The following is a 21,049-nucleotide window of genomic DNA, read 5'->3' as shown; positions in this document are numbered from 1 at the left end:
TTGCGCTACGTCCTTTGCATGTTGATGCTGCGCCGACCGCAGGAGCGAGCCGATGACCACCCGCCACCACAGCTTTGCCAGTCCACTTGGCCACATTTCAGTGACCGAGGACGACGGCGCCATCACCACTTTGCGCTGGGCGAGCAGCGCGGACACGACGACAATCGCCGGTTCAAAGCTGCTGCAAGAGGCCGAAGCGCAGTTGACCGGCTATTTCGCGGGCGCGCGGACGCGCTTTGATCTGCCGCTGCGTGTCATGGGCAGCGAATTTCAGCGCGCGATCTGCGACGCCATAACCGCGATTCCCTTTGGAGAGACGCGGACCTACGGCGACATTGCCCGCGATCTGGGTGTGCCCGCGCAGGCCGTCGGCCAAGGTTGCGGCGGCAATCCTGTTCCGCTGCTCATCCCCTGCCATCGCGTCCTGGGGCGAAATGGGCTTGGCGGCTTCTCTGGCAGCGGCGGCGTTGAGGCAAAGGTTTGGCTGCTGCGCCACGAAGGCGCTGCCGGCCTGTTGATCTAGTCGCGCCCGGCGGCGCGCTCATCCAGTCGCGCCCGGCGGCGCGCTCATCCAGTCGCGCCCGGAGGCGCGCGGAGCTAGTCTCGCCGGGGGTCGCGCGGATAGACGCCCAGAATATCCAGGGTCGAGGTAAAGTAGCCCAGTTCCTCCAGCGCGCGCGCCACTGCAGGATCCTCCGGATGCCCTTCGATGTCGGCATAAAACTGCGACGCCTCAAAGGAGCCACCGACCATGTAGCTTTCAAGCTTGGTCATGTTGACACCATTGGTCGCGAATCCACCCAACGCTTTATAAAGCGCGGCCGGAATGTTGCGCACCTGAAAGACAAAAGTGGTCATCATGCCATGCGCACCACGCCGCGTATTGTCCGGCTCCGGCGACATCAGCAGGAACCGGGTTGTATTGTGCGAATGGTCTTCGAGATGCCGGGCAAGGATGTGCATGCCGTTGATCTCTGCAGCAAGGTCAGAGGCCAAGGCCCCCACGGTGCGCAGGCCTCCGGCCGCGATTTCGGCGGCGGCCCCGGCGCTGTCGGCCCAAGCCTCGCCCTTGATGCCGTATTTACGCAGAAAGCTTCCCGCTTGCGGCAACAGAACCGGATGTGCGCGCACTTCGGTCAGGTCTTCGATCGGCACGCCCGGCAGCGCCATCAGCGAGATATGCACGCGGACAAAGGCCTCGGCCACGATCCTCAGTCCCGATTCCGGCAGTAGCCGATGGATGTCCGCCACGCGCCCGTAGGTGGTGTTTTCCACCGGCAGCATCGCCAAGTCCGCGTTGCCAACCCGCACCGCCTCGATCACGTCCTCAAAGGTCTGACAGGGCAGCACCTCCGCCTCTGGGCGGGCGTCGACACAGGCTTGATGCGAATAAGCCCCCAATTCGCCCTGAAAGGCGATGCGCTGCGTCATTTTTGGGGACCTCCGGCAAATTCTCTGCATTCTCACCCGGGGCGGGCGTTTGGTCGCGGCTTCTACCGCTTGCCACGGGCAAAGGGAAGTCGTAGTTACCCGCGCGATGGATACTCAAGATGAACAGGGCACCTCATGTTTGACACGATGACAATGACCAAAGTTGTGGGCGGCGTCTGCGGCGCTCTGCTGATCTACCTGATGGGCAAATGGGCCGCAGAGACCGTGTACCACGTCGGCGCCGAAGGCCACGGCGAAGAGCACGCCGCCGCCTACGTCATTGAAACCGACAGCGGCGAGCCGGCCGAGCCGGAACCCGAAGTCGATTTCGCCGAGCTGATGGCCTCCGCCGATGCGGGTGCTGGCGCGCGCGTCTTCAACAAGTGCAAGGCATGCCACAAGCTTGACGGCACTGATGGTGTCGGTCCGCATCTGAACGGTGTGGTCAACCGCGATATCGCGTCGGTTGCAGGGTTCAACTACTCTGGCGCGCTGGCGCCGATCGGGGATGTCTGGGATTACGATCACCTCAGCGCATTTTTGACCAACCCGCAGGCCGCAGCGCCCGGCACCGCGATGGGCTTCAACGGTCTGTCCAGCGCCGAAGACCGCGCAAACGTCATTGCCTATATCGAATCCGAAAGCTGATCGCAAAAAGCGGATCGCAATCGGTTGCCACAGGGGCCGCATTCTTCGGGATGCGGCCTTTTTCGCAGGCCAAGGGTCTGCCCTCTGCGCGCGTTCACGCAAACGCTTGCGTGAGATGAAACATTCGCACCTTGAATGTGGCCCCGCTGTGCACTTAGCTTAATTTTAACCAATATTGCCGAGACATGGACAGGACGCGTTGCCTGCGCGCGACCGCCCCCAAAGGGAGAGCACCGATGACCAGATCCAAGCCGTTCCAGATCGACCGCCGTCAGGCCCTCGGGCTTTTGGGGGCATCGGCCGTGTCCAGCGTCCTGCCCCGCACCGGTTGGGCCGACTCTCATGAAGCGGCGCAGATGATCCGGGCGCATGGCTACTCCTTCTATGGCGATTTGAAGTACCCAGCGGACTACCCCCACTGGGGTTACGTTAACCCGGATGCTCCGCGCGGCGGCGAAATCACCATCGGGGCACGCGGTACATTCGACGGCTTCAATCGTTGGGCATGGCGCGGCAACCCCGAGAGCAACTCAAGCGTTGTCGCGGAAAGCCTGTTCGGTGAGATGCCATGGGGCGGCGGTTTGCCCGCCGATACGATCACCGACAGCTACTGCCTTGTGGCGCGTGAGGTCGAGTATCCCGAGGACCAGGCCTGGGTCGTGTTTCACCTGCGCGATGATGTCAAATTTCGCAACGGCCAGCAGGTCACTGCGAAAGACGTGATCTTTACCCACAATCTCTTTCTCGAACAGGGCATCCGGTCGTTCGCACGTAGTGTCGGCGAACGCGTGATCGGGGCCGAAGTCATCGATGACCTCACCTGCCGGTTTGAATTTGCCCCGGACATTTCCCGCCGCTCATTGATTTCTCAGGTCGGGGGCGCGCCGATCTTCTCGAAAGACTGGTACGAGGAAACCGGCGAACGGCTGGATGAACCCTCTGTGCTGTCACCGATGGCGTCGGGCCCCTACCAGGTCGCGGATTACGAGTTCAATCGCTACGTCGTGTATGAGCGCAATCCAGACTATTGGGGGTGGAATCATCCTGCGAACAAGGGGCGCTTCAACTTCGACCGCGTCCGGTTCGAATACTTCGCCGACGACACCGCAGAATTCGAAGCGTTCAAGGCCGGCGTCACAACCTTCCGCACCGAAGGCTCTACCAAACGCTGGTCCACGGGATATGATTTTCCGGCTGTGCAGCGCGGCGACGTGATCCTGGAAACCATCCCCGACCAGACCGCGCCAAACAACTCCGGTATCATCTTCAACACGACCCGCGCGCCCTTGGACAACCGGAACATTCGCCACGCCCTGAGTCTGGCGTTCAACTTTGAGTGGGTGCGTGAGTCGCTTCAGTTCAGCCTGACTACGCAGCGCAACTCTTTCGTGGAAGGGCAGGAATGGGAGGCCAAGGGCGTGCCCACAGGGGCCGAACTGGAGCTGTTGAAATCACTGGGCGAGGTGGTTCCGCCAGAGGTGCTGACCGAAGAAGCGGTAATGCCGCACACATCTGATCCGCGCAATCCAATCGACCGCCGCAACAAGCGCAAAGGCCTCGCGCTGCTGAAACAGGAAGGCTGGACGCTGAACCAAACTGGCCAGCTTGTGAATGCCGATGGCGAGCAGATGTCGCTGAACTTCCTAGTGATTTCCGCGTGGGATGACGTTCGAAAAGCCTCTATCGAGACCTATGTGCGCACGCTCACGGACTGGGGCATCGCGGTTGATGCGACCACCGTGGACAGCGCGCAAGGCCAGCAGCGCTTTCTGGACAAAGATTACGACCTGATCCAGACGCGCATCCTGACCTTTGCCGCTGCCGGAACCGGGTTGCAGCAGCTTTTCGGCTCGGAAACGGCGGTGGTGTCGTCCTATAACCCCTCTGCTCTGCAAAGCCCGATGGTCGACGCCATCATCGAAGCGGCGCTGGCCACCACCACCCGCGAAGACGAGGTCGTGGCGCTTACCGCGCTGGACCGTGCGCTGCGCTGGGAACGCGTGCAGGTGCCCGATGGCTTTGTCGCCGAATATTGGACCGCGCAATACGATATGTTCGAACACCCCGAAGACCTGCCGCCCTATGCGCTGGGGGTTCTGGACTTCTGGTGGATGAACGAAGACAAGCAACAGGCCCTGCAGGAGCGCGGCGTTCTGAAATGAGCGCCCGCTTTTTGCCCTTTGCGCCCCACAAGAATCAGGTGAACTGACACGACATGGCCGCCTATATCTTCAGACGTCTTCTGCTCATCATCCCCACGCTTCTGGGGATCATGATCTTCAACTTCGTACTGGTACAATTTGTACCCGGCGGTCCCGTCGAACAGGTTCTGGCCCAGATGCAGGGTCAGGGCGACGTCACAGCCGGGTTCAGTGGCGGCGGAAACGACGTGGGGGAGGAAACTTTCGGCTCCAGCAGTGAGTATGTCGGCGCCCGTGGCCTGCCCAAGGAGTTCATCGAGGAGCTGGAGCGTGAATTCGGCTTCGACAAGCCGCCGCTGGAACGCTTCCTCAACATGATGTGGAACTACATGCGCCTCGATTTCGGGGAGAGCTACTTCCGCTCGATTTCCGTGATCGATCTGGTGTTGGAAAAGATGCCCGTGTCGATCACGCTGGGCCTGTGGTCGACGGTGATTGCCTATCTCATTTCAATCCCGTTGGGCATTCGCAAGGCGGTCAACGATGGCACCTCCTTCGATACATGGACCTCTGCGATCATCATCGTGGCCTATGCGATCCCCGGGTTCCTCTTTGCGATCCTGCTGCTGGTGCTGTTCGCGGGGGGCAGTTACTGGCAGATTTTCCCGCTCCGAGGGCTGACGTCCGACAACTGGGAGAACCTCAGTCTGCTGGGCAAGATCGGCGACTACTTCTGGCACATCGCGCTGCCGGTCGGGGCCTCGACCATCTCGGCCTTTGCCACGCTGACGCTGCTGACCAAGAACAGCTTTCTTGACGAGATCAAAAAACAATACGTCATGACCGCCCGTGCCAAGGGTTTGTCGGAGAAGAAAGTTCTTTATGGCCACGTCTTCCGCAATGCCATGCTGATTGTCATTGCCGGTCTGCCGGGGGTCTTTATCGGCGTGTTCTTCGGCGGCTCGATCATTATTGAAACGATCTTCAGCCTCGACGGGCTTGGGCGGCTCGGGTTCGAGGCGGCCGTGCAGCGCGATTACCCGGTCATCTTCGGGACGCTGTTCCTCAGTTCGATCATCGGCATGGTGATGCAGATCGTGTCGGACCTGATGTATGTCTTTGTCGATCCACGTATCGACTTTGAAAAGCGGGAGGGCTGAGCGATGACCGACATCACCCAGATCCCCGAGGACAAGCGCGGCGTCTTCACACTGTCGCCGCTGAACAAACGCCGCTGGGTCAACTTCACCAAGAACCGACGCGCCTTCTGGTCGTTGTGGCTTTTCCTGATCCTGTTTGGACTGTCGCTGGTGGCCGAGTTCATCGCAAACGACAAACCGATCCTCGTCACCTATCGCGGCGAGACCTTTGTTCCGGTGTTCAACTTCTATCCGGAAACGGCGTTCGGCGGGGATTTCCGCACGGAGGCCGACTACCGCGCGCCCGAAGTCGCCTGTCTGATCCGCTCCGGCGGCCTGGAAAGCTGTTTTGACGATCCGGAAGGCATCATCGAGCAGATCAACGCGGGCACATTTGCCGAAGAAGGCTTTGACGAGGGATCGCTGATCTGGCCCGCGATCCGCTACAGCTATGATACACCGGTGGACCGGATGGGCGCGGCCCCCCTGCCCCCGGATGTCATCGGCTTTTATGAAGGCGAGGACGGCGAGCGTCATTTCGGCCTGCTGCCTGCGGACATTCGCGGCGACAACTGGCTGGGCACAGACGATACCAAGCGGGACGTGCTGGCCCGCATCATCTACGGCTTCCGCCTCTCCATCGTCTTTACCCTCGTTGTCACCTTCTTCGCGTCGATCATCGGCGTGGTGGCTGGCGCGGTTCAGGGCTTCTTTGGTGGCTGGCTTGACCTGATCTTTCAGCGTGTAATCGAAATCTGGGGCGCAATCCCCTCGCTTTACGTCATCATCATCATGTTCGCGATTTTCGGGCGAAGTTTCTGGCTGCTGTTGGTGCTGACAATCCTGTTCAGCTGGACGATGCTGGTGGGCGTGGTGCGCGCGGAATTCCTGCGGGCGCGGAACCTCGAATATGTGCGCGCGGCAAAGGCGCTCGGCGTGTCGAACCGGACAATCATGTTCCGCCACATGCTGCCCAATGCCATGGTTGCCACGCTGACCTTCCTGCCCTTCATCGTCACTGGCACAATCGCCACGCTGGCCGGACTGGATTTCCTCGGCTTTGGTCTGCCGTCCTCGGCCCCCTCGCTGGGTGAGCTGACCTTGCAAGCGAAACAGAACCTGCAAGCGCCCTGGCTGGCCTTCACCGGCTTCACCGTGTTTGCAGTCATGCTGTCGCTGCTGGTGTTCATTTTTGAAGGGGTGCGTGACGCCTTCGACCCGAGAAAGACCTTCTCATGACCAAGATCCTCGATGTCAAAGACCTGAAGGTCGCCTTTCGCCAGGACGGCAAGACCAGCCTCGCGGTGAAAGGTGTGTCCTTTCACATCGACCGGGGCGAAACCGTCGCACTGGTGGGGGAAAGCGGCTCTGGCAAGTCGGTGACCGCCCTGTCCACTGTCTCGCTGCTGGGTGACAATGCCGAGGTGTCAGGCTCCGTCACCTATGAGGGCGACGAGATGATCGGCGCCTCCCCCAAGCGGCTGCAACGGGTGCGCGGCAACGATATCTCGTTCATCTTCCAAGAGCCGATGACCTCTCTCAACCCGTTGCACACGCTGGAAAAGCAATTGGCCGAGTCCATCGCATTGCATCAGGGCAAGACCGGCACCGACGCGCGCGCGCACATCATAGAACTGCTGCACCGGGTCGGCATCCGCGACCCCGAAAGCCGTCTGAACGCTTATCCGCACCAACTGTCCGGCGGCCAGCGGCAGCGCGTTATGATCGCCATGGCACTGGCCAACGGGCCCGAACTTCTGATTGCCGATGAGCCCACCACTGCGCTCGACGTGACCATTCAGGCGCAGATCCTCGACCTGCTGGAAGACATCAAACAGAAGGAAGGCATGGGGATGCTGTTCATCACCCATGACCTGAACATCGTGCGCAAGATCGCCGACCGTGTCTGCGTGATGAAAGACGGTGAAATTGTCGAACAGGGCAACACGCGCGAAATCTTTGACGCGCCCCAGCACCCCTACACGCAAAAGCTGCTCTCTGCCGAAAGTGTCGGTGTTCCCGATCCCGTGGCCGACGGGGCGGAGGAAATCGCCCGCACCGAGCATCTGAAAATCTGGTTCCCGATCCAGAAGGGTTTGCTGAAGCGCACCGTAGGCTACGTCAAGGCCGTCAACGATGCCTCCATCGCTGTGCGCGCGGGCGAAACCGTCGGGATCGTGGGCGAAAGCGGATCAGGCAAGACGACGCTGGCACTGGCCATCATGCGGCTGATCCAATCCGAGGGCGACATCCGCTATCGCGGCCAGAACGTGCGCGACTGGTCCACCAAGGAACTGCGCCGCCTGCGGTCCGAAATCCAGATCGTGTTTCAGGATCCCTTCGGGTCGCTCAGCCCGCGCATGACCTGTGAACAGATCATCGCCGAAGGGCTGCACGTGCACGGTTCGGCGGACAAGCGAACATACCGCCAGCAGGTGGCCGAGGTCATGGTGGAGGTCGGCCTGGACCCCGCCGCCATGCACCGCTATCCGCATGAGTTTTCCGGGGGCCAGCGTCAGCGTATCGCCATCGCGCGGGCCATGGTGCTGCGTCCCAAGCTGGTGGTGCTGGACGAACCGACCTCGGCGCTCGACATGACCGTGCAGGTGCAGATCGTCGACCTGCTGCGCAATCTGCAACGCAAATACGACCTCGCCTACCTGTTCATCAGTCACGACCTGAAGGTCGTGCGCGCCATGTCGCACAAGGTCATGGTGATGAAACAGGGCGACGTGATCGAGGCCGGCACCGCGCAAGAGATCTTTGATGCGCCCAAGAACGAGTATACGCGAACCCTGCTGAACGCTGCCTTCGAAGTGGTCTGACAAATGCGCCCGGCCTCCTCTGCCGGGCGCCCCACGTCAAATGGCAGAGGAATGCCCCGCCTTGCTCAGATCATAAGCGTCAAAGCTGCGGGCGATAATGCGGGTCAAAGGACGCGCATCGGCGGGCACGTATAGCCCATCCTCCGTGATCTCCAGAATGTTCTCGAACTGCGCGTTGGTCGCGCGGAACATCTCGAACAGGCGCACGCGGGAGATGTCGAAATCGCGCGTGATCTCTGCCGCGTTGATACGGAAATCGCACATCAACGCCTCGATCAAGCGACCGCGCAGTCGGTCCTCCCCCTTGAAAGTGTGGCCGCGCGCTGTGGAAAAACGCCCGTCCCGGACCGCGCTCGTATACTCGGACGTGGCAGAGGCGTTTTGGGCAAACCCTTGGGGAAACTTGGAAATCGACGAAGCACCCAGGCCAATCAAGACATCGGACGTGTCATCCGTGTAGCCCTGAAAATTGCGCCGCAGCTTTCCTGTCTTCTGCGCAATGGCCAAACCGTCGCTCGGGGCGGCGAAGTGATCGATGCCGATCTCTGAATAGCCATCCCAGCGGAACAACTTGCGCGCGGTTTCGAACAACTCCAGCCGTTCCTCTGGCGTGGGCAACTTGTCAGATGGAATCATCTGCTGTCGTTTCGCCATCCAGGGCACATGCGCATAGCCATAAAGCGCCACGCGATCAGGCGCGAAAGACAGGAGCTTTTGCACCGTCTCGGTGATCCGGATGGTGTTCTGATGCGGCAGGCCAAACAGGATATCGGTGTTCAGGCTGGCAACGCCCCGCTCGCGGATCATGTCCACGGCCGCCCGCGTCACGTCGTAGCTTTGCTCGCGGCCGATCGCTTCCTGGATAAGCGGATCGAAGTCCTGCACCCCGATGGACGCACGGTTCATCCCGCCCTCGGCCAAGACATCCAGCCGCGCGGCATCGATCTCGTTCGGGTCGATCTCAACAGAGAACTCTGCGCTCTCGCCGAAATCAGCCGTCTCACGCACCGCGGCAATCAGCCGCTTCATCAGGTCGGGCTCCAGCAGCGTTGGCGTGCCCCCGCCCCAATGCAGGCGCGACAGCTTTACCCCACGTGGCAAATGTTGACGCAACAGGGCCAGTTCGGCCTCCAGCGTTTCAACGTATGCACGAACAGGACTGGCCGTCGCCGTGCCCTGCGTCCGACAGGCGCAGAACCAGCACAGCCTGCGACAAAAGGGGACATGTAAGTAAAGAGAAATCTCCCCGTATTCAGGAACGGCTTGAACCCATTCACTAAATCGAGATGGACCGACGTCCCCAGCAAAGTGTGGTGCCGTCGGATATGAGGTGTAACGCGGCACTTTGGCATCAAAGAGGCCTAGCCGCCCGAGTTGTGTTCGCTTCGCCATAAGCGTAGCATTAGCCAGCAAGACGATCCGGGGCTTTGACCCAGATCAAAACGCCAGATCAAACTGTAAAGGCGGTGACGTCATGTTTAACGAGCGAAGCCTTACTATAAGTCAGGAATGCGAGGAGTGCCCCATTCGGCACCGCGCCGTCTGTGCACGGTGTGAAACCGACGAGCTCGAGCGTCTCGAACAGATCAAGTATTATCGCAAGTTCGAAGCCGGTCAGATGGTGATCTGGTCCGGTGACAAGATGGATTTCGTCGGCTCCGTCGTCTCTGGGATCGCGTCGCTGACCCAGACGATGGAAGATGGGCGCACCCAGATGGTGGGCCTGTTGCTGCCATCGGATTTTGTCGGCCGTCCGGGCCGTGCCACTGCCGCTTACGATGTTGTGGCGACCACGGACCTGGTGATGTGCTGCTTCCGCAAAACCCCGTTCGAGGAGATGATGGCAAACACGCCGCACATCGCGCAGCGCCTGTTGGAAATGACGCTGGATGAACTGGACGCGGCCCGCGAATGGATGCTGGTGCTGGGGCGCAAGACCGCGCGGGAAAAGATCGCGTCGCTGCTGACAATCATCGCGCGCCGTGACGCTACGCTGCATCTCAAGGCGGGTTCCGGCATCGAGGGGCCGATCGTGTTCGATCTGCCGCTGACGCGCGAGGCTATGGCAGATTACCTTGGCTTGACGCTTGAAACCGTGTCCCGGCAGATTACGGCATTGCGCAAGGACGGTGTGATCTCGCTCGAAGGCAAGCGGCATGTGACCGTGCCCGACATGGAACGCCTGATGGAAGAAGCAGGCGACGATTCCGATGGTGGGTTGCTTGTCTGACCTGCCCGCCGCCACCTGCGATGTGTTCACGGATCAGCCATACGCGGGCAACCCATTGGCCATCGTCGAGCAAGCCGACGCCCTGAGCGTTGCGCAGATGCAGACCATCGCGCGCGAGTTCAATCTCTCCGAGACGATTTTCGTGATGTCGCCCGACGATCCCGGCCACACCGCTAAGGTCCGGATCTTCTTTCCCAACGACGAGATTCCCTTCGCTGGTCACCCGACCATCGGTTGCGCGATTTTCCTGGCGTTGAAAAGCGCCCCTGATGGCGATTTCGATACGGTGATCACCCTTGAGGAACAGGCCGGTCTGGTGCCGGTCGACGTGTCTCGCCGCGCCGGTAAGATGAGAGCGCAGTTCACAGCGCCAGTTTTGCCCTACTGGCCCGAAACCGGAACGCTGCCTGGCGATGCGCTGCTGGCAGAGGCCGTGGGTCTGACGGCCGACAAAATCGGCTTCGGCGCGCATCGTGCAGGGATATGGCGGGGCGGACCCGGGTATCTGTACATCCCGGTCGCCGACACCACGGCGCTGGCCGCATCGCAGCCAAACAGACACGCCTGGGACGACGCCATGGCGATGTCGGGGATGGAGGGCGCCTATCTGTATACGCCAGCCGAGGACTGCGATTTCCGCGCCCGCATGTTCGCTCCTGATGGCGGTGTTCCAGAGGACCCCGCCACGGGTTCGGCCTCCGCTATTCTGGCCGCCCAATTGCATGCCAGCACCCCCTTGGGGGACGGCGACACGCGGCTTTCCTTGCGCCAAGGCATCGAGATGGGTCGTCCGTCCGAGATCGGCCTGACCATCCGCGTCGAAGCTGGCATAATCTCGAAAATCCGTGTCTCCGGAACCGCCGTTCCCATCAGCGAAGGCCGGATCGCCCTGCCCCCTGTCCACGCGCCAACGTGAACCGGCCTCCAATCCCAAGCCTGCCGCGGGACCGCACAAACACCTGCCGTGGCAAGCATTTGCGCGGCCCCGTCTGAACGGGAGGCTGATTGACCGGTGCCCTCAGTGGGCCATCATCACCGGCAAGGTCGCTTTTTCCAGCATGTGCCGGGTTGCCCCGCCAAGGATCGACTCACGGAAGCGCGAGTGCCCGTAGGCCCCCATCACCACCATATCGGCATCCACGTCGGCGGCGTGGCGCGTCAGCACATCCGAGATACGCGGCATGGTTTTGGACAGCACGTCGATCTCGGTCTTTACCCCGTGCCGTGCCAGATATTGCGACAGCATCCCGCCGGGATCGGAACGGTTCGGCCCATGCTGCGGAGGGTCGATGACCACCACATGCACGACATCCGCCGTCTTCAGCATCGGCAGGGCACAGCGCGCGGCCCGCAACGCCTCGCTGCTTTCGTTCCAGCCCAGAACGATACGTTTGGGTGCGGTCGTGGCAGAGACGGGCGCCGCCGGACTGACGATGACAGGCACCCCGCCCTCAAACAGCGCACCCTCCAACGTCGGTTCCAGCTCAACTCCGCGCCCATCGCCGTAAGGCTGCGGAAGGATGCAAAGATCCGCAAACCGCGCCCGCGCCGCCACGTGGCGGCCTACGTCGGCCAGTTGTGCCACACCGTGATCGACCGCCCAGCGCACGTCCGAGCGGCCAAGAATCTGGCGCGCATCAGCGACCAGCTCTTCAGCCTCCGTGGTGGCGCGGGACAGGGATTCCTGTAGCACCATCGCATCGGCCCCGGCGTAGTAATAGCCGGTCTGTGTGCGGTCCACGCCAAGGCACATCACATCCAGATGGGCGTCAAATGCTTCGGCCATCGCGATGGCGGCGTTCAGAGTGGGTGCGATCAATTCCTGATCCGTGACGACGGTCAGCAGCGTCTTGTAAGCCATGTCCGGTGATCTCCTGTTCGAACTCAGCCACATCGTAACGCCGCCTGCTTCGGCACACATTGACCCGCGTCAAACAACTCGTCCGCTTCGATTGATGCAGATCAAAGATCACTTTGGCCAAAACGCGGCAAGAGGGGCGCAGTCTAAAAAACCGCCCGAGCGGTCTCTCGAATCGCAGGGATCTGGAACGGGTCAGACAAAGGGACGAAACATGCAGAACTACCTCAAGCTCATCGTGCTTGGCGTGATCGCGATCTTTGCCGCGGTTGCAGCCAATTTTGCACAGGATGTGGCTTACCTGGTGAACGCGCTGACAGTCATGCTGGCCGCCGCAATCGCCTTCGTCATCATTCTTCGGAATACCGACGAACCGGTCAAGCCTGTCGATCAAACACAATATATGGACGGCGTCATCCGCTTTGGCGTCGTTGCAACCGCGCTGTGGGGCGTGGTCGGCTTTCTTGCCGGCACGTTCATCGCCACCCAACTTGCCTTTCCGGTGCTGAATTTCGATTGGGCCGAGGGCTACATGAACTTTGGCCGTTTGCGGCCGCTGCACACCTCCGCCGTGATTTTCGCCTTTGGTGGCAACGCGCTGATCGCCACGTCGTTTTACGTGGTGCAACGCACCTCGGCGGCGCGGCTTTGGGGCGGCAACCTCGCCTGGTTCGTCTTCTGGGGCTACCAGCTGGTGATCGTGCTGGCCGCGACCGGCTACATCCTCGGCGCGACGCACGGCAAGGAATACGCGGAACCCGAATGGTACGTCGACTGGCTGCTGACCATCGTCTGGGTCGCCTACTTCCTCGTCTTCGTCGGCACCATCGTGAAGCGCAAGGAGCCGCACATCTACGTGGCGAACTGGTTCTACCTGTCCTTCATCATCACCGTTGCCATGCTGCACATCTTTAACAACCTCGCCATCCCGGTCTCCATCTGGGGGTCAAAGTCGGTGCAGGTGTTCTCTGGCGTCCAAGACGCGATGGTGCAGTGGTGGTACGGTCACAACGCCGTGGGCTTCTTCCTCACCGCGGGCTTCCTCGGCATGATGTACTACTTCATTCCGAAGCAGGCCGAACGTCCGGTGTTCAGCTACAAGCTGTCGATCATCCACTTCTGGGCGCTGATCTTTCTCTACATCTGGGCCGGCCCGCACCACCTGCACTACACCGCGCTGCCAGACTGGGCCGCGACCCTTGGGATGGTGTTCTCGATCGTGCTGTGGATGCCCAGCTGGGGCGGCATGATCAACGGCCTGATGACGCTGTCCGGCGCATGGGACAAGCTGCGCACCGACCCGGTGATCCGCATGATGGTGATCTCTGTCGGCTTTTACGGCATGTCCACATTCGAAGGGCCGATGATGTCGATCCGCGCGGTCAACTCGCTGTCGCACTACACTGACTGGACCATCGGTCACGTCCACTCCGGCGCGCTTGGCTGGAACGGCATGATCACCTTCGGCGCGCTGTATTATCTGGTGCCCAAGCTTTGGAACCGTGAGCGCCTGTACTCGCTGTCGCTGGTCTCCTGGCACTTCTGGCTCGCCACCATCGGCATCGTTTTCTACGCCGCCGCCATGTGGGTGACCGGCATCATGGAAGGTCTGATGTGGCGTGAAGTGGATGCAAATGGCTTCCTCGTGAACTCCTTTGCCGACACCGTCAGCGCCAAGCTTCCGATGTACATCGTACGTGCGGTGGGCGGCCTGCTCTATGTCTCCGGCGCTCTCATCATGTGCTACAACCTCTACATGACCGCGCGTCGCTCGCCTGCTGTGGAGGCAAGCACTGCCGCCGCACATGCCGCGACTCCGGCTGAATAAGGAGCAGCGATCATGGGTATTCTCAACAAACACGCGATCCTGGAAAAAAACGTCACCCTGCTGGCCGTCTTTGCCTTTCTTGTGGTGACCATTGGCGGGCTGGTACAGATCGTGCCGCTCTTCTACCTCGAAAACACCATCGAGGATGTGGAGGGCATGCGCCCCTACACCCCGCTGGAACTGGCGGGCAAGGAAATCTACCTGCGCGAAGGGTGCTACAACTGTCACAGCCAGATGATCCGTCCGATGCGCGACGAGGTCGAACGCTACGGCCACTACTCGCTGGCAGTTGAAAGCAAGTACGACCACCCCTTCCAGTGGGGGTCGAAACGCACCGGGCCGGACCTGGCCCGTCTGGGCGGCCGCTACTCCGATGAGTGGCACGTCGATCACCTGACCGACCCGCAATCCGTGGTGCCGGAATCGGTGATGCCGAAATATGGCTTCCTGTCGGACCGGATGCTGGACGATGGCGTCAGCCTTGCAAGCGGCATGATCCATGCGGAGGCCATCGGTGACATCATGGCCACCAACGCCATGGTCGGCGTGCCCTATACCGAGGAAATGCTGGAAAGCTCCCGCGCGGACTTCCTGGCACAGGGCGATCCCGACAGTGCAGGATACGACGACCTTCAGGCGCGGTACTCCGAAGGTTTCGGGTCGCCCGAGATCAACATCCGTAACTTCGATGGGGAGCCGGGCGTCTCCGAGATGGATGCGCTGATTGCCTATCTTCAGATGCTGGGCACGTTGGTCGACTTCTCGACCTTCACACCCGACGCAAGCCGCTAAGGAGGGCGATATGGGCACTTATGATTTCCTGCGCCACTTCGCCGACAGCTGGGGTTTGCTCGCGATGTTCGTCTTCTTCTCTGCCGCTGTGATCTGGGCTTTGCTGCCCGGATCACGCACCGGCCAGAGCGACGCGGCAAATATCCCCTTCCGGCACGATGACAGGCCCGCTGCGGAGGACGGGGCAGATCGCCCCGCCGCAGCCGACCCGTCCGACACTTAAGGAGGCTCATTCGATGAGCGACGACAAGAAAAACATCAAGCCGGGCCACGATTACGAAACCACCGGCCATAGCTGGGACGGCATCGAGGAATACAACAAGCCGCTTCCCAAATGGTGGCTGTACACCTTCTACGCCTGCATCGTCTGGGCCATCGGGTACACCATCGCCTATCCGGCATGGCCGGGAATCAGCTCCGCGACCGCCGGGTTGCTGGGTTATTCCACCCGAGGACAGGTGGCCGAAGAGATCGCCCGCGCCGACGAGGCCAACGCGTCGATCAACGCGGAGCTGGCCAATGCCGATCTCGTGGCGCTGGCCTCTGACAGTGGGTCCGATCTGCACCGCTATGCCAACAATGCGGGCGGCGCGATCTTCAAGTCATGGTGCTCGCAGTGCCATGGTTCCGGTGCGGCGGGGGCAAAAGGCTATCCGAACCTGCAAGACGACGCATGGCTCTGGGGCGGCTCGATCGAGGACATCTACACCACGATCCACACTGGCATCCGCCAGCCCACGGACGAGGATTGGCTGCGCCAGTCGCAAATGCCGGCCTTTGGACGTGACGGCCTGCTGGAACGGCCCGAGATCGCCTCTGTGGTCAACTACGTGATGTCCCTGTCCGGGATGGATGTGCCTGAGCCCGATCTGGTTGCTGACGGTCAAGTGGTCTTTGAGAACAACTGCTCCGCCTGCCACGCCGAAGATGGCACCGGCGACCGGATGCAAGGCGCGCCGAACCTGACCGACCAGATCTGGCTGTATGGCGGTGACTACGACACCATCTACGAGACAGTCATGAACGCGCGCTACGGCCAAATGCCCCCGATGGGCGGGGCCGACCTGTCCGAAGCTGAGGTCCGCGCCGTTGCGCTTTATGTACACGGCTTGGGTGGCGGGGAAGCCTCGGAATAACCCACCGATAGACATCGCTGACCAAAACCAGGCCGTCCCCGCTCCGTCGGGGGCGGCTTTTCGATAAAATTATCCCGATGTCGTTTACGAAATCTCAAATAATGTCGACAAAAAATCGTCAATGTATTGAGTGAGATGATGCGATGCATGGAAACCCTTCAATTACACAAATCGAATGCGATCTGACGTGCGATCATGTGGAGGCGGCTTTCAAGGATTTTCCCGACGCCGTGCTGATCACGGATGCCAATCAAAAAGTGCTTTGGTGCAACGTGGCCCTCGAGGCGATGAGCGGCTTCACCTCCGGTGACTTGCACGGCAGAAGCGCAGCGCAACTGTACAAAAGCCGCCCCGCCCTTGGGCGCAGCGTCGCCCCTTACGAAAGCATGATCGGCGTTCCAGCTGCCAGCGGCATCCAGACCGCTTTGGTCCACAAAACTGGCTTGCTGATAGAGGTCGAAGTCATGACATGGCCGGTGCTCAGCACCGACCACACCGTGTTGTGTTACGTCAAACTGCTGCGGGATCAGACGCTTCCGAACAAGATCGAAACCGCACGTCAGCGTATGTTCGACATTCTCAGCGATCAGGAAAAGACCCCGTCGGGCAAGATCGACGATCTGCTTGGCCTCGCCTGCGAATTGCTCTGTATGCCCATCGGTCTCGTGGCGCTGAGGGAGCAGGATGTCCTGAAAGTGTTTCAGTCCCGCTCCACCCTCACGCCATCGCTCAAGGGAATTGCTTACCCTGCTGTCGACAACGACTGTTCTGCCGCGATCCACGCCCCCGGGTTGATGGAGACCAATGAAGCAGGGATGGTCAGACCCCATCCACTGTTGCCCGGAATCGGCGTGCGCGGTTCAATCGCCACGCGTTTGGTGGTTGGCGGAGAGATTGCCGGCGTGCTGAGCTTCCTGACGCCCCTGCCTCGCCCCCCTCACACGCCCGGCGAAAAAGACCTCGTCAGCTCCATCGGCACTGCCGTCTCGCACCTTCTGGCCCAAGAGGCTCAGATTCACGCGCTGGAACGTGCCGCGACCGAGGACTGGCTCACCGGAGCGGCCTCAAGCCGTCAATTCCATCTCGATCTCGACGCCGTGTTTCAATTGGTGCGCCGGAATGGGTCCACCGCGACCTTGATCCTTTTGGATGTGGACCACTTCAAATCCGTGAACGACTCTTACGGTCACGATGTCGGGGACAAGGTACTCACAGAAATCGCGGGATTGGTACAATCCACCATCGGCGCGCAGGCCCGGCTTTACCGTGTCGGCGGCGAGGAGTTTGCCATCATCCTGCCAGGCTCCCGCGCCGACACAGGTGCAATTCAGGCCGAGCGTCTGCGCGAATGTGTCGCCACGGGCAGCGCCGCCTGGACCGATCTTCCGGCGGTCACTGCCAGCTTCGGTGTGGCAGAGCTCGATCCCGACCTGCCCGGCCCGGAAGCCTGGATGAAATGCGCCGACCTCTCGCTCTATGCGTCAAAGAACGCCGGTCGCAACTGCGTCACCAGCAACGGCTTCATTTCCGGGATGAACCTGCCGACTGTGACATCCCCGCAGACCAAAGCGATTTTGCCGAAAAAACTTCACAGCGCGACAGCAACTTGATTTACGTCAAGGCCCATCCAGACAGACCTGACGTATTCAACGCCTAGGGCACGGGATCCTCCCCCGCCCAAACAGACACCCGATGGCAAGATCGGGGTGTATGCGCCGGTGTCCTGTCCTGTTCGCGCGTTTCCTGGGACACCGGCGTTTTTTATTAGCTAGATTCAACGCAGCCTGGACCGGCGCACCAGCCGAAGCCAAAGCCGCTGCGTTTCCGGGTCCTTCAACTGAAGGGCGCGAAGCAGCACAGGATCAATCATCACCACCATCCGAGTTTTCGACCGCTCGACGACCCGGACGCGTCTGTTCCCGTAGCCCGAGCTTCGGCAGGTCCGCCCGCAGACGATGCGGGGCGACCGGCTCTTCAAGACCGGTCATCCGTGTTGCGATCAGCGCAGTCTTTGCAAGAATTCCGAACATCATTGCCTCCTGTCCGTGGCGATCCGATGGCTCCAGACTTGACGCAGAACGGCTTTTCATGCCAGCCAACAAGACATCCGCTTTGTAAGCTTGAATTACATAAGGCATCTCATGGACTGGCACCGCCTGCCCCCGCTTTCCGCCCTCCGCGCCTTTGCGGCCTATGCCCGCAGCGGCTCTGTCAGCACCGCCGGGGCTGCGTTGAATGTCAGCCATGCCGCGATCAGCCAGCAGTTGCGCGTGCTCGAAAAGCACATGGGGATCGCCTTGCTGGAACGCCGTGGGCGACGCATGTCCCTGACACCGGATGGCGAGATCCTCGCCCGTGCCCTCGACGAAGGCTTCGGCCAGATTTCTGCCGCCGTCGAGGCCCTGACCGGGGCAGACGCAGAACGCGCGTTGCAACTGTCGACCACCCCAACCTTCGCCTCTGCCTGGTTGCTGCCCCGCATGGCCAGCTTTCGCGCCGCCCACCCGGCGATCAGCCTGATGATCGACCCGTCCGCTGATTTGCGCCCGCTTTCACCCGGCGGCATCGACATGGCGCTGCGCTACGGCAATGGCGACTGGCCGGGGCTGGAGGCAGAGCTGTTCGTCCGCTCCCCCATTGCGATCGTCGCCGCCCCTGGCCTGATCGACGACCGCCGCATCGACACGCCTGCGGATCTTCAGGGGTTTCACTGGCTGCAAGAGTTCGGCACCAACGAAGCCACCTCCTGGTTCGCACAATACGGTATCGAGCGGGACAGCGGCCTTGGGTACACCAGCTTGCCCGGAAACCTGATGCTGGAAGCCGCCCGTCAGGGCCAGGGCATCGCCATCCTCGCTCGCGTGTTTGCGGAACCCGATATCGCCGCTGGACGCCTGCGCGTTCTGTTCGAGGACACACGGTCCAAAGGCTACTGGATCGTCACCCGCCCCGGTGTCGCACGCCCTCCGCTGAAAGCCTTTCTGACATGGCTCCGACGCGAAGCGGCAAAAACCTAGATCACAGAGTCAGTTATTGATTCAGGTCAAAGCCGGGCAAGCGCAGCTCTGTGAGAACGGGCCTGAAAATACGTCCTTACGGAGCGATTCCCCCCGTGTCAGACAACAACTCTCCTGCGCCTTCGCTTTACGCCTCGCGTGAACCTATATTCCCGCGTCGCGTTTCGGGGAACTTCCGCAATCTCAAGTGGATCTTGATGATCTTCACCTTGGGTATCTATTACTTGACGCCGTGGATCCGCTGGGACCGTGGTCCGCAACTGCCGGACCAGGCGGTGCTGATCGACCTGGCCAACCGCCGCTTCTTCTTCTTCTGGATCGAGATCTGGCCGCACGAGTTCTACTTCGTCGCGGGGCTGCTGATCATGGCCGGGCTTGGGCTGTTTCTTTTCACGTCCGCTCTTGGCCGCGTCTGGTGCGGCTATGCCTGCCCGCAGACCGTATGGACCGACCTCTACATTCTGGTGGAACGCTGGATCGAGGGCGACCGCAACGCGCGCCTGCGCCTTCATCGCCAAAAGAAACTGGATTTTCGCAAGGTCCGCCTGCGGCTCACCAAATGGGTCACCTGGTTTCTGATCGGCCTCGCCACCGGCGGCGCATGGGTGTTCTACTTCGCCGACGCGCCCACCCTGCTGCGCGATCTGGTGACGCTCAACGCGCATCCCGTCGCTTACACGACGATGCTGTTCCTGACACTGACCACCTTCTTCTTTGGCGGCTTTGCGCGTGAACAGATCTGCATCTATGCCTGCCCGTGGCCCCGCATTCAGGCGGCCATGATGGATGAGGACACGCTGACCGTGGGCTACCGCGAATGGCGGGGCGAACCGCGGGGCAAAGGCAAATCCCGAGAAGGCCTCGGCGATTGCATTGACTGCAATGCCTGCGTGAACGTCTGCCCAGTGGGGATCGACATCCGTGACGGGCAGCAGATGGAATGCATCACCTGCGCGCTGTGCATTGATGCGTGCGACGACGTTATGGAAAAGCTGGGCAAGCCGCGCGGCCTGATCGACTATCTTGCGTTTTCGGACGAACCTCGTGAGCGTGCGGGCCATGCGCCTCGCCCCATCTGGCAACACGTCTTCCGCCCCCGTACCATCCTGTACACCACGCTCTGGAGCCTGGTGGGCATCGGCCTTGTCTTTGCGCTGTTCATTCGGCCAGAGATCGAGATGACGGTCGCTCCGGTGCGCAATCCGACCTTTGTCACGCTGTCCGACGGCACGATCCGCAACACCTATGATGTGCGCTTGTTGAACAAGCACGGCGAGGATCGCCCATTCCGCATCACCCTGACCGGCGACAGCGCGTTGCGTGTTCAGGTCGAGGGGACACCTTACGAGACAGTGGACGTTCCGGCGAACGAAACTTACCTTACCCGGGTCTATGTGCTGGCGCCCAGCGGCTCCGACGCGGCAGAGGCCGAGCGCACGGAATTCCGCTTCTGGGTCGAAGATCTGACCAACGGCGACCGGGCGCACACCGACACCATTTTCAACGGACGGACAAATTGATGATGACCACTGACCCGAAAGACACCGGATTTCGTATCAAGGGCTGGCATGTCCTGGCGGGCTTCGTCGGTGCCTTTGGCATCATCATCAGCGTGAACATCGCCTTGGCCGTGAACGCCGTGCGCACGTTTCCGGGGCTGGAGAGCGACAATTCCTATCTCGCCTCCCAGACCTTTGACACCCGCCGCGACGCGCAGCTGGCCCTGGGCTGGGAGGTTGCCGCGCGTCTGCAAGACGGTCGCGTTGTTCTCACCATCAACGACGCCAAGGGCTATCCCGTCCGTGTGACCAGCCTGGAGACCACCCTGGGCCGCCCGACCAACGTGGTCGATGACATAAGCCCCGCCTTCGATTGGGACGGCACCGCCTATGTGGCCGATGCGGACCTTGCACCGGGCAACTGGGATCTGTGGATCAAGGCGCGGGCCGAAAATGGCACCGTCTTTGAACAGCGCCTCGAGATGACAATGGGTCGCTGACAGGC

At 61.1% G+C, this 21,049-nt stretch carries 20 protein-coding genes; 16 read left to right on the top strand and 4 right to left on the bottom strand.

The window, feature by feature from the left end; all coding sequences use genetic code 11:
* Nucleotides 1-52 precede the first annotated feature (52 nt).
* Nucleotides 53-523 carry a methylated-DNA--[protein]-cysteine S-methyltransferase gene (locus GGQ68_RS11620; RefSeq protein WP_183966158.1) on the top strand — a complete coding sequence of 157 codons (471 nt, stop codon included), beginning with the start codon at nt 53-55 and terminating at the stop codon, nt 521-523.
* 74 nt (nt 524-597) lie between these two features.
* On the opposite strand, the gene GGQ68_RS11615 is transcribed toward GGQ68_RS11620, so the two are convergent.
* Nucleotides 598-1,431, bottom strand: a complete 834-nt coding sequence (locus GGQ68_RS11615) for a prephenate dehydratase (protein ID WP_183966156.1) — start codon at nt 1,429-1,431, stop codon at nt 598-600.
* Nucleotides 1,432-1,566: 135 nt separating this feature from the next.
* On the opposite strand from GGQ68_RS11615, the gene GGQ68_RS11610 reads away from it, so the two are divergent.
* The 5 genes from GGQ68_RS11610 (at nt 1,567) to GGQ68_RS11590 (ending at nt 8,184) form a co-directional block, all read left to right on the top strand.
* The gene (locus GGQ68_RS11610) at nt 1,567-2,079 is read left to right on the top strand and encodes a c-type cytochrome (RefSeq protein WP_183966154.1); all 513 of its coding nucleotides are present in this window, start codon (nt 1,567-1,569) and stop codon (nt 2,077-2,079) included.
* A 236-nt stretch (nt 2,080-2,315) separates the two neighbouring features.
* Nucleotides 2,316-4,241: an extracellular solute-binding protein gene (locus GGQ68_RS11605; RefSeq protein WP_183966152.1), complete on the top strand. Its 1,926-nt coding sequence runs from the start codon at nt 2,316-2,318 to the stop codon at nt 4,239-4,241.
* Between the two features lie 53 nt (nt 4,242-4,294).
* Nucleotides 4,295-5,380 carry a microcin C ABC transporter permease YejB gene (locus GGQ68_RS11600; protein WP_183966150.1) on the top strand — a complete coding sequence of 362 codons (1,086 nt, stop codon included), beginning with the start codon at nt 4,295-4,297 and terminating at the stop codon, nt 5,378-5,380.
* Nucleotides 5,381-5,383: 3 nt separating this feature from the next.
* Nucleotides 5,384-6,598 carry an ABC transporter permease gene (locus GGQ68_RS11595; protein WP_183966148.1) on the top strand — a complete coding sequence of 405 codons (1,215 nt, stop codon included), beginning with the start codon at nt 5,384-5,386 and terminating at the stop codon, nt 6,596-6,598.
* Complete coding sequence (locus GGQ68_RS11590; RefSeq protein ID WP_183966146.1) at nt 6,595-8,184, top strand: ABC transporter ATP-binding protein; 1,590 nt, start codon at nt 6,595-6,597, stop codon at nt 8,182-8,184. Before GGQ68_RS11595 ends, GGQ68_RS11590 begins: the two co-directional genes overlap by 4 nt.
* Before the next feature lie 36 nt (nt 8,185-8,220).
* Here GGQ68_RS11590 and hemN read toward each other — a convergent pair whose 3' ends face one another.
* Nucleotides 8,221-9,576: an oxygen-independent coproporphyrinogen III oxidase gene (gene hemN, locus GGQ68_RS11585; protein WP_183966144.1), complete on the bottom strand. Its 1,356-nt coding sequence runs from the start codon at nt 9,574-9,576 to the stop codon at nt 8,221-8,223.
* Between the two features lie 82 nt (nt 9,577-9,658).
* Between hemN and fnrL the strand changes: the two genes are divergently transcribed.
* On the top strand, nt 9,659-10,414 hold the full coding sequence (fnrL, locus tag GGQ68_RS11580) for a transcriptional regulator FnrL (protein ID WP_183966142.1): 756 nt from the start codon (nt 9,659-9,661) through the stop codon (nt 10,412-10,414).
* Entirely contained in the window at nt 10,398-11,330 is a 933-nt protein-coding gene (locus GGQ68_RS11575) for a PhzF family phenazine biosynthesis protein (RefSeq protein ID WP_343055934.1), read from the top strand. The genes fnrL and GGQ68_RS11575 overlap by 17 nt, the downstream gene beginning before the upstream one ends.
* 102 nt (nt 11,331-11,432) lie before the next feature.
* Here the strand turns inward: GGQ68_RS11575 and GGQ68_RS11570 are convergent, their stop codons facing one another.
* Nucleotides 11,433-12,275 (bottom strand): universal stress protein, encoded by an 843-nt coding sequence (locus GGQ68_RS11570; RefSeq protein ID WP_183966138.1) that lies wholly within the window; start codon nt 12,273-12,275, stop codon nt 11,433-11,435.
* 211 nt (nt 12,276-12,486) lie between these two features.
* On the opposite strand from GGQ68_RS11570, the gene ccoN reads away from it, so the two are divergent.
* The 5 genes from ccoN to GGQ68_RS11545 all read left to right on the top strand — a co-directional run bounded on the left by ccoN (nt 12,487) and on the right by GGQ68_RS11545 (nt 17,638).
* The gene (gene ccoN, locus GGQ68_RS11565; protein ID WP_183966136.1) at nt 12,487-14,100 is read left to right on the top strand and encodes a cytochrome-c oxidase, cbb3-type subunit I; all 1,614 of its coding nucleotides are present in this window, start codon (nt 12,487-12,489) and stop codon (nt 14,098-14,100) included.
* A 12-nt stretch (nt 14,101-14,112) separates the two neighbouring features.
* Nucleotides 14,113-14,892 carry a cytochrome-c oxidase, cbb3-type subunit II gene (gene ccoO / locus GGQ68_RS11560; RefSeq protein WP_183966134.1) on the top strand — a complete coding sequence of 260 codons (780 nt, stop codon included), beginning with the start codon at nt 14,113-14,115 and terminating at the stop codon, nt 14,890-14,892.
* A 10-nt stretch (nt 14,893-14,902) separates the two neighbouring features.
* The gene (locus GGQ68_RS11555) at nt 14,903-15,115 is read left to right on the top strand and encodes a cbb3-type cytochrome c oxidase subunit 3 (protein ID WP_183966132.1); all 213 of its coding nucleotides are present in this window, start codon (nt 14,903-14,905) and stop codon (nt 15,113-15,115) included.
* Nucleotides 15,116-15,128: 13 nt separating this feature from the next.
* The gene (gene ccoP / locus GGQ68_RS11550) at nt 15,129-16,028 is read left to right on the top strand and encodes a cytochrome-c oxidase, cbb3-type subunit III (RefSeq protein WP_183966130.1); all 900 of its coding nucleotides are present in this window, start codon (nt 15,129-15,131) and stop codon (nt 16,026-16,028) included.
* Between the two features lie 143 nt (nt 16,029-16,171).
* Complete coding sequence (locus GGQ68_RS11545) at nt 16,172-17,638, top strand: sensor domain-containing diguanylate cyclase (RefSeq protein WP_183966128.1); 1,467 nt, start codon at nt 16,172-16,174, stop codon at nt 17,636-17,638.
* Nucleotides 17,639-17,890: 252 nt separating this feature from the next.
* On the opposite strand, the gene GGQ68_RS11540 is transcribed toward GGQ68_RS11545, so the two are convergent.
* Nucleotides 17,891-18,058 carry a hypothetical protein gene (locus tag GGQ68_RS11540; RefSeq protein ID WP_183966126.1) on the bottom strand — a complete coding sequence of 56 codons (168 nt, stop codon included), beginning with the start codon at nt 18,056-18,058 and terminating at the stop codon, nt 17,891-17,893.
* A gap of 111 nt (nt 18,059-18,169) precedes the next feature.
* Between GGQ68_RS11540 and GGQ68_RS11535 the strand changes: the two genes are divergently transcribed.
* From GGQ68_RS11535 to GGQ68_RS11525, 3 genes are all read left to right on the top strand, one after another.
* Nucleotides 18,170-19,045 (top strand): LysR substrate-binding domain-containing protein, encoded by an 876-nt coding sequence (locus GGQ68_RS11535; protein ID WP_183966124.1) that lies wholly within the window; start codon nt 18,170-18,172, stop codon nt 19,043-19,045.
* Nucleotides 19,046-19,140: 95 nt separating this feature from the next.
* Nucleotides 19,141-20,565 carry a cytochrome c oxidase accessory protein CcoG gene (gene ccoG, locus GGQ68_RS11530; RefSeq protein WP_183966123.1) on the top strand — a complete coding sequence of 475 codons (1,425 nt, stop codon included), beginning with the start codon at nt 19,141-19,143 and terminating at the stop codon, nt 20,563-20,565.
* The gene (locus GGQ68_RS11525; protein ID WP_246429339.1) at nt 20,565-21,044 is read left to right on the top strand and encodes a FixH family protein; all 480 of its coding nucleotides are present in this window, start codon (nt 20,565-20,567) and stop codon (nt 21,042-21,044) included. The genes ccoG and GGQ68_RS11525 overlap by 1 nt, the downstream gene beginning before the upstream one ends.
* Nucleotides 21,045-21,049 lie beyond the last annotated feature (5 nt).

Source organism: Sagittula marina, assembly GCF_014196795.1.
Taxonomy (GTDB): domain Bacteria; phylum Pseudomonadota; class Alphaproteobacteria; order Rhodobacterales; family Rhodobacteraceae; genus Sagittula; species Sagittula marina.
The sequence above is the reverse complement of the archived record's forward strand: the minus strand, read 5'-3'. Positions and strand labels throughout refer to the sequence as shown.

Bases quoted from the DNA above. Each gene is read 5' to 3' on its own strand.
- GGQ68_RS11620 (WP_183966158.1), top strand. From the start codon at position 53: ATGACCACCCGCCACCACAGCTTTGCCAGTCCACTTGGCCACATTTCA.
- GGQ68_RS11615 (WP_183966156.1), bottom strand. From the start codon at position 1,431: ATGACGCAGCGCATCGCCTTTCAGGGCGAATTGGGGGCTTATTCGCAT.
- GGQ68_RS11610 (WP_183966154.1), top strand. From the start codon at position 1,567: ATGTTTGACACGATGACAATGACCAAAGTTGTGGGCGGCGTCTGCGGC.
- GGQ68_RS11605 (WP_183966152.1), top strand. From the start codon at position 2,316: ATGACCAGATCCAAGCCGTTCCAGATCGACCGCCGTCAGGCCCTCGGG.
- GGQ68_RS11600 (WP_183966150.1), top strand. From the start codon at position 4,295: ATGGCCGCCTATATCTTCAGACGTCTTCTGCTCATCATCCCCACGCTT.
- GGQ68_RS11595 (WP_183966148.1), top strand. From the start codon at position 5,384: ATGACCGACATCACCCAGATCCCCGAGGACAAGCGCGGCGTCTTCACA.
- GGQ68_RS11590 (WP_183966146.1), top strand. From the start codon at position 6,595: ATGACCAAGATCCTCGATGTCAAAGACCTGAAGGTCGCCTTTCGCCAG.
- hemN (WP_183966144.1), bottom strand. From the start codon at position 9,576: ATGGCGAAGCGAACACAACTCGGGCGGCTAGGCCTCTTTGATGCCAAA.
- fnrL (WP_183966142.1), top strand. From the start codon at position 9,659: ATGTTTAACGAGCGAAGCCTTACTATAAGTCAGGAATGCGAGGAGTGC.
- GGQ68_RS11570 (WP_183966138.1), bottom strand. From the start codon at position 12,275: ATGGCTTACAAGACGCTGCTGACCGTCGTCACGGATCAGGAATTGATC.
- ccoN (WP_183966136.1), top strand. From the start codon at position 12,487: ATGCAGAACTACCTCAAGCTCATCGTGCTTGGCGTGATCGCGATCTTT.
- ccoO (WP_183966134.1), top strand. From the start codon at position 14,113: ATGGGTATTCTCAACAAACACGCGATCCTGGAAAAAAACGTCACCCTG.
- GGQ68_RS11555 (WP_183966132.1), top strand. From the start codon at position 14,903: ATGGGCACTTATGATTTCCTGCGCCACTTCGCCGACAGCTGGGGTTTG.
- ccoP (WP_183966130.1), top strand. From the start codon at position 15,129: ATGAGCGACGACAAGAAAAACATCAAGCCGGGCCACGATTACGAAACC.
- GGQ68_RS11545 (WP_183966128.1), top strand. From the start codon at position 16,172: ATGCATGGAAACCCTTCAATTACACAAATCGAATGCGATCTGACGTGC.
- GGQ68_RS11540 (WP_183966126.1), bottom strand. From the start codon at position 18,058: ATGTTCGGAATTCTTGCAAAGACTGCGCTGATCGCAACACGGATGACC.
- GGQ68_RS11535 (WP_183966124.1), top strand. From the start codon at position 18,170: ATGGACTGGCACCGCCTGCCCCCGCTTTCCGCCCTCCGCGCCTTTGCG.
- GGQ68_RS11525 (WP_246429339.1), top strand. From the start codon at position 20,565: ATGATGACCACTGACCCGAAAGACACCGGATTTCGTATCAAGGGCTGG.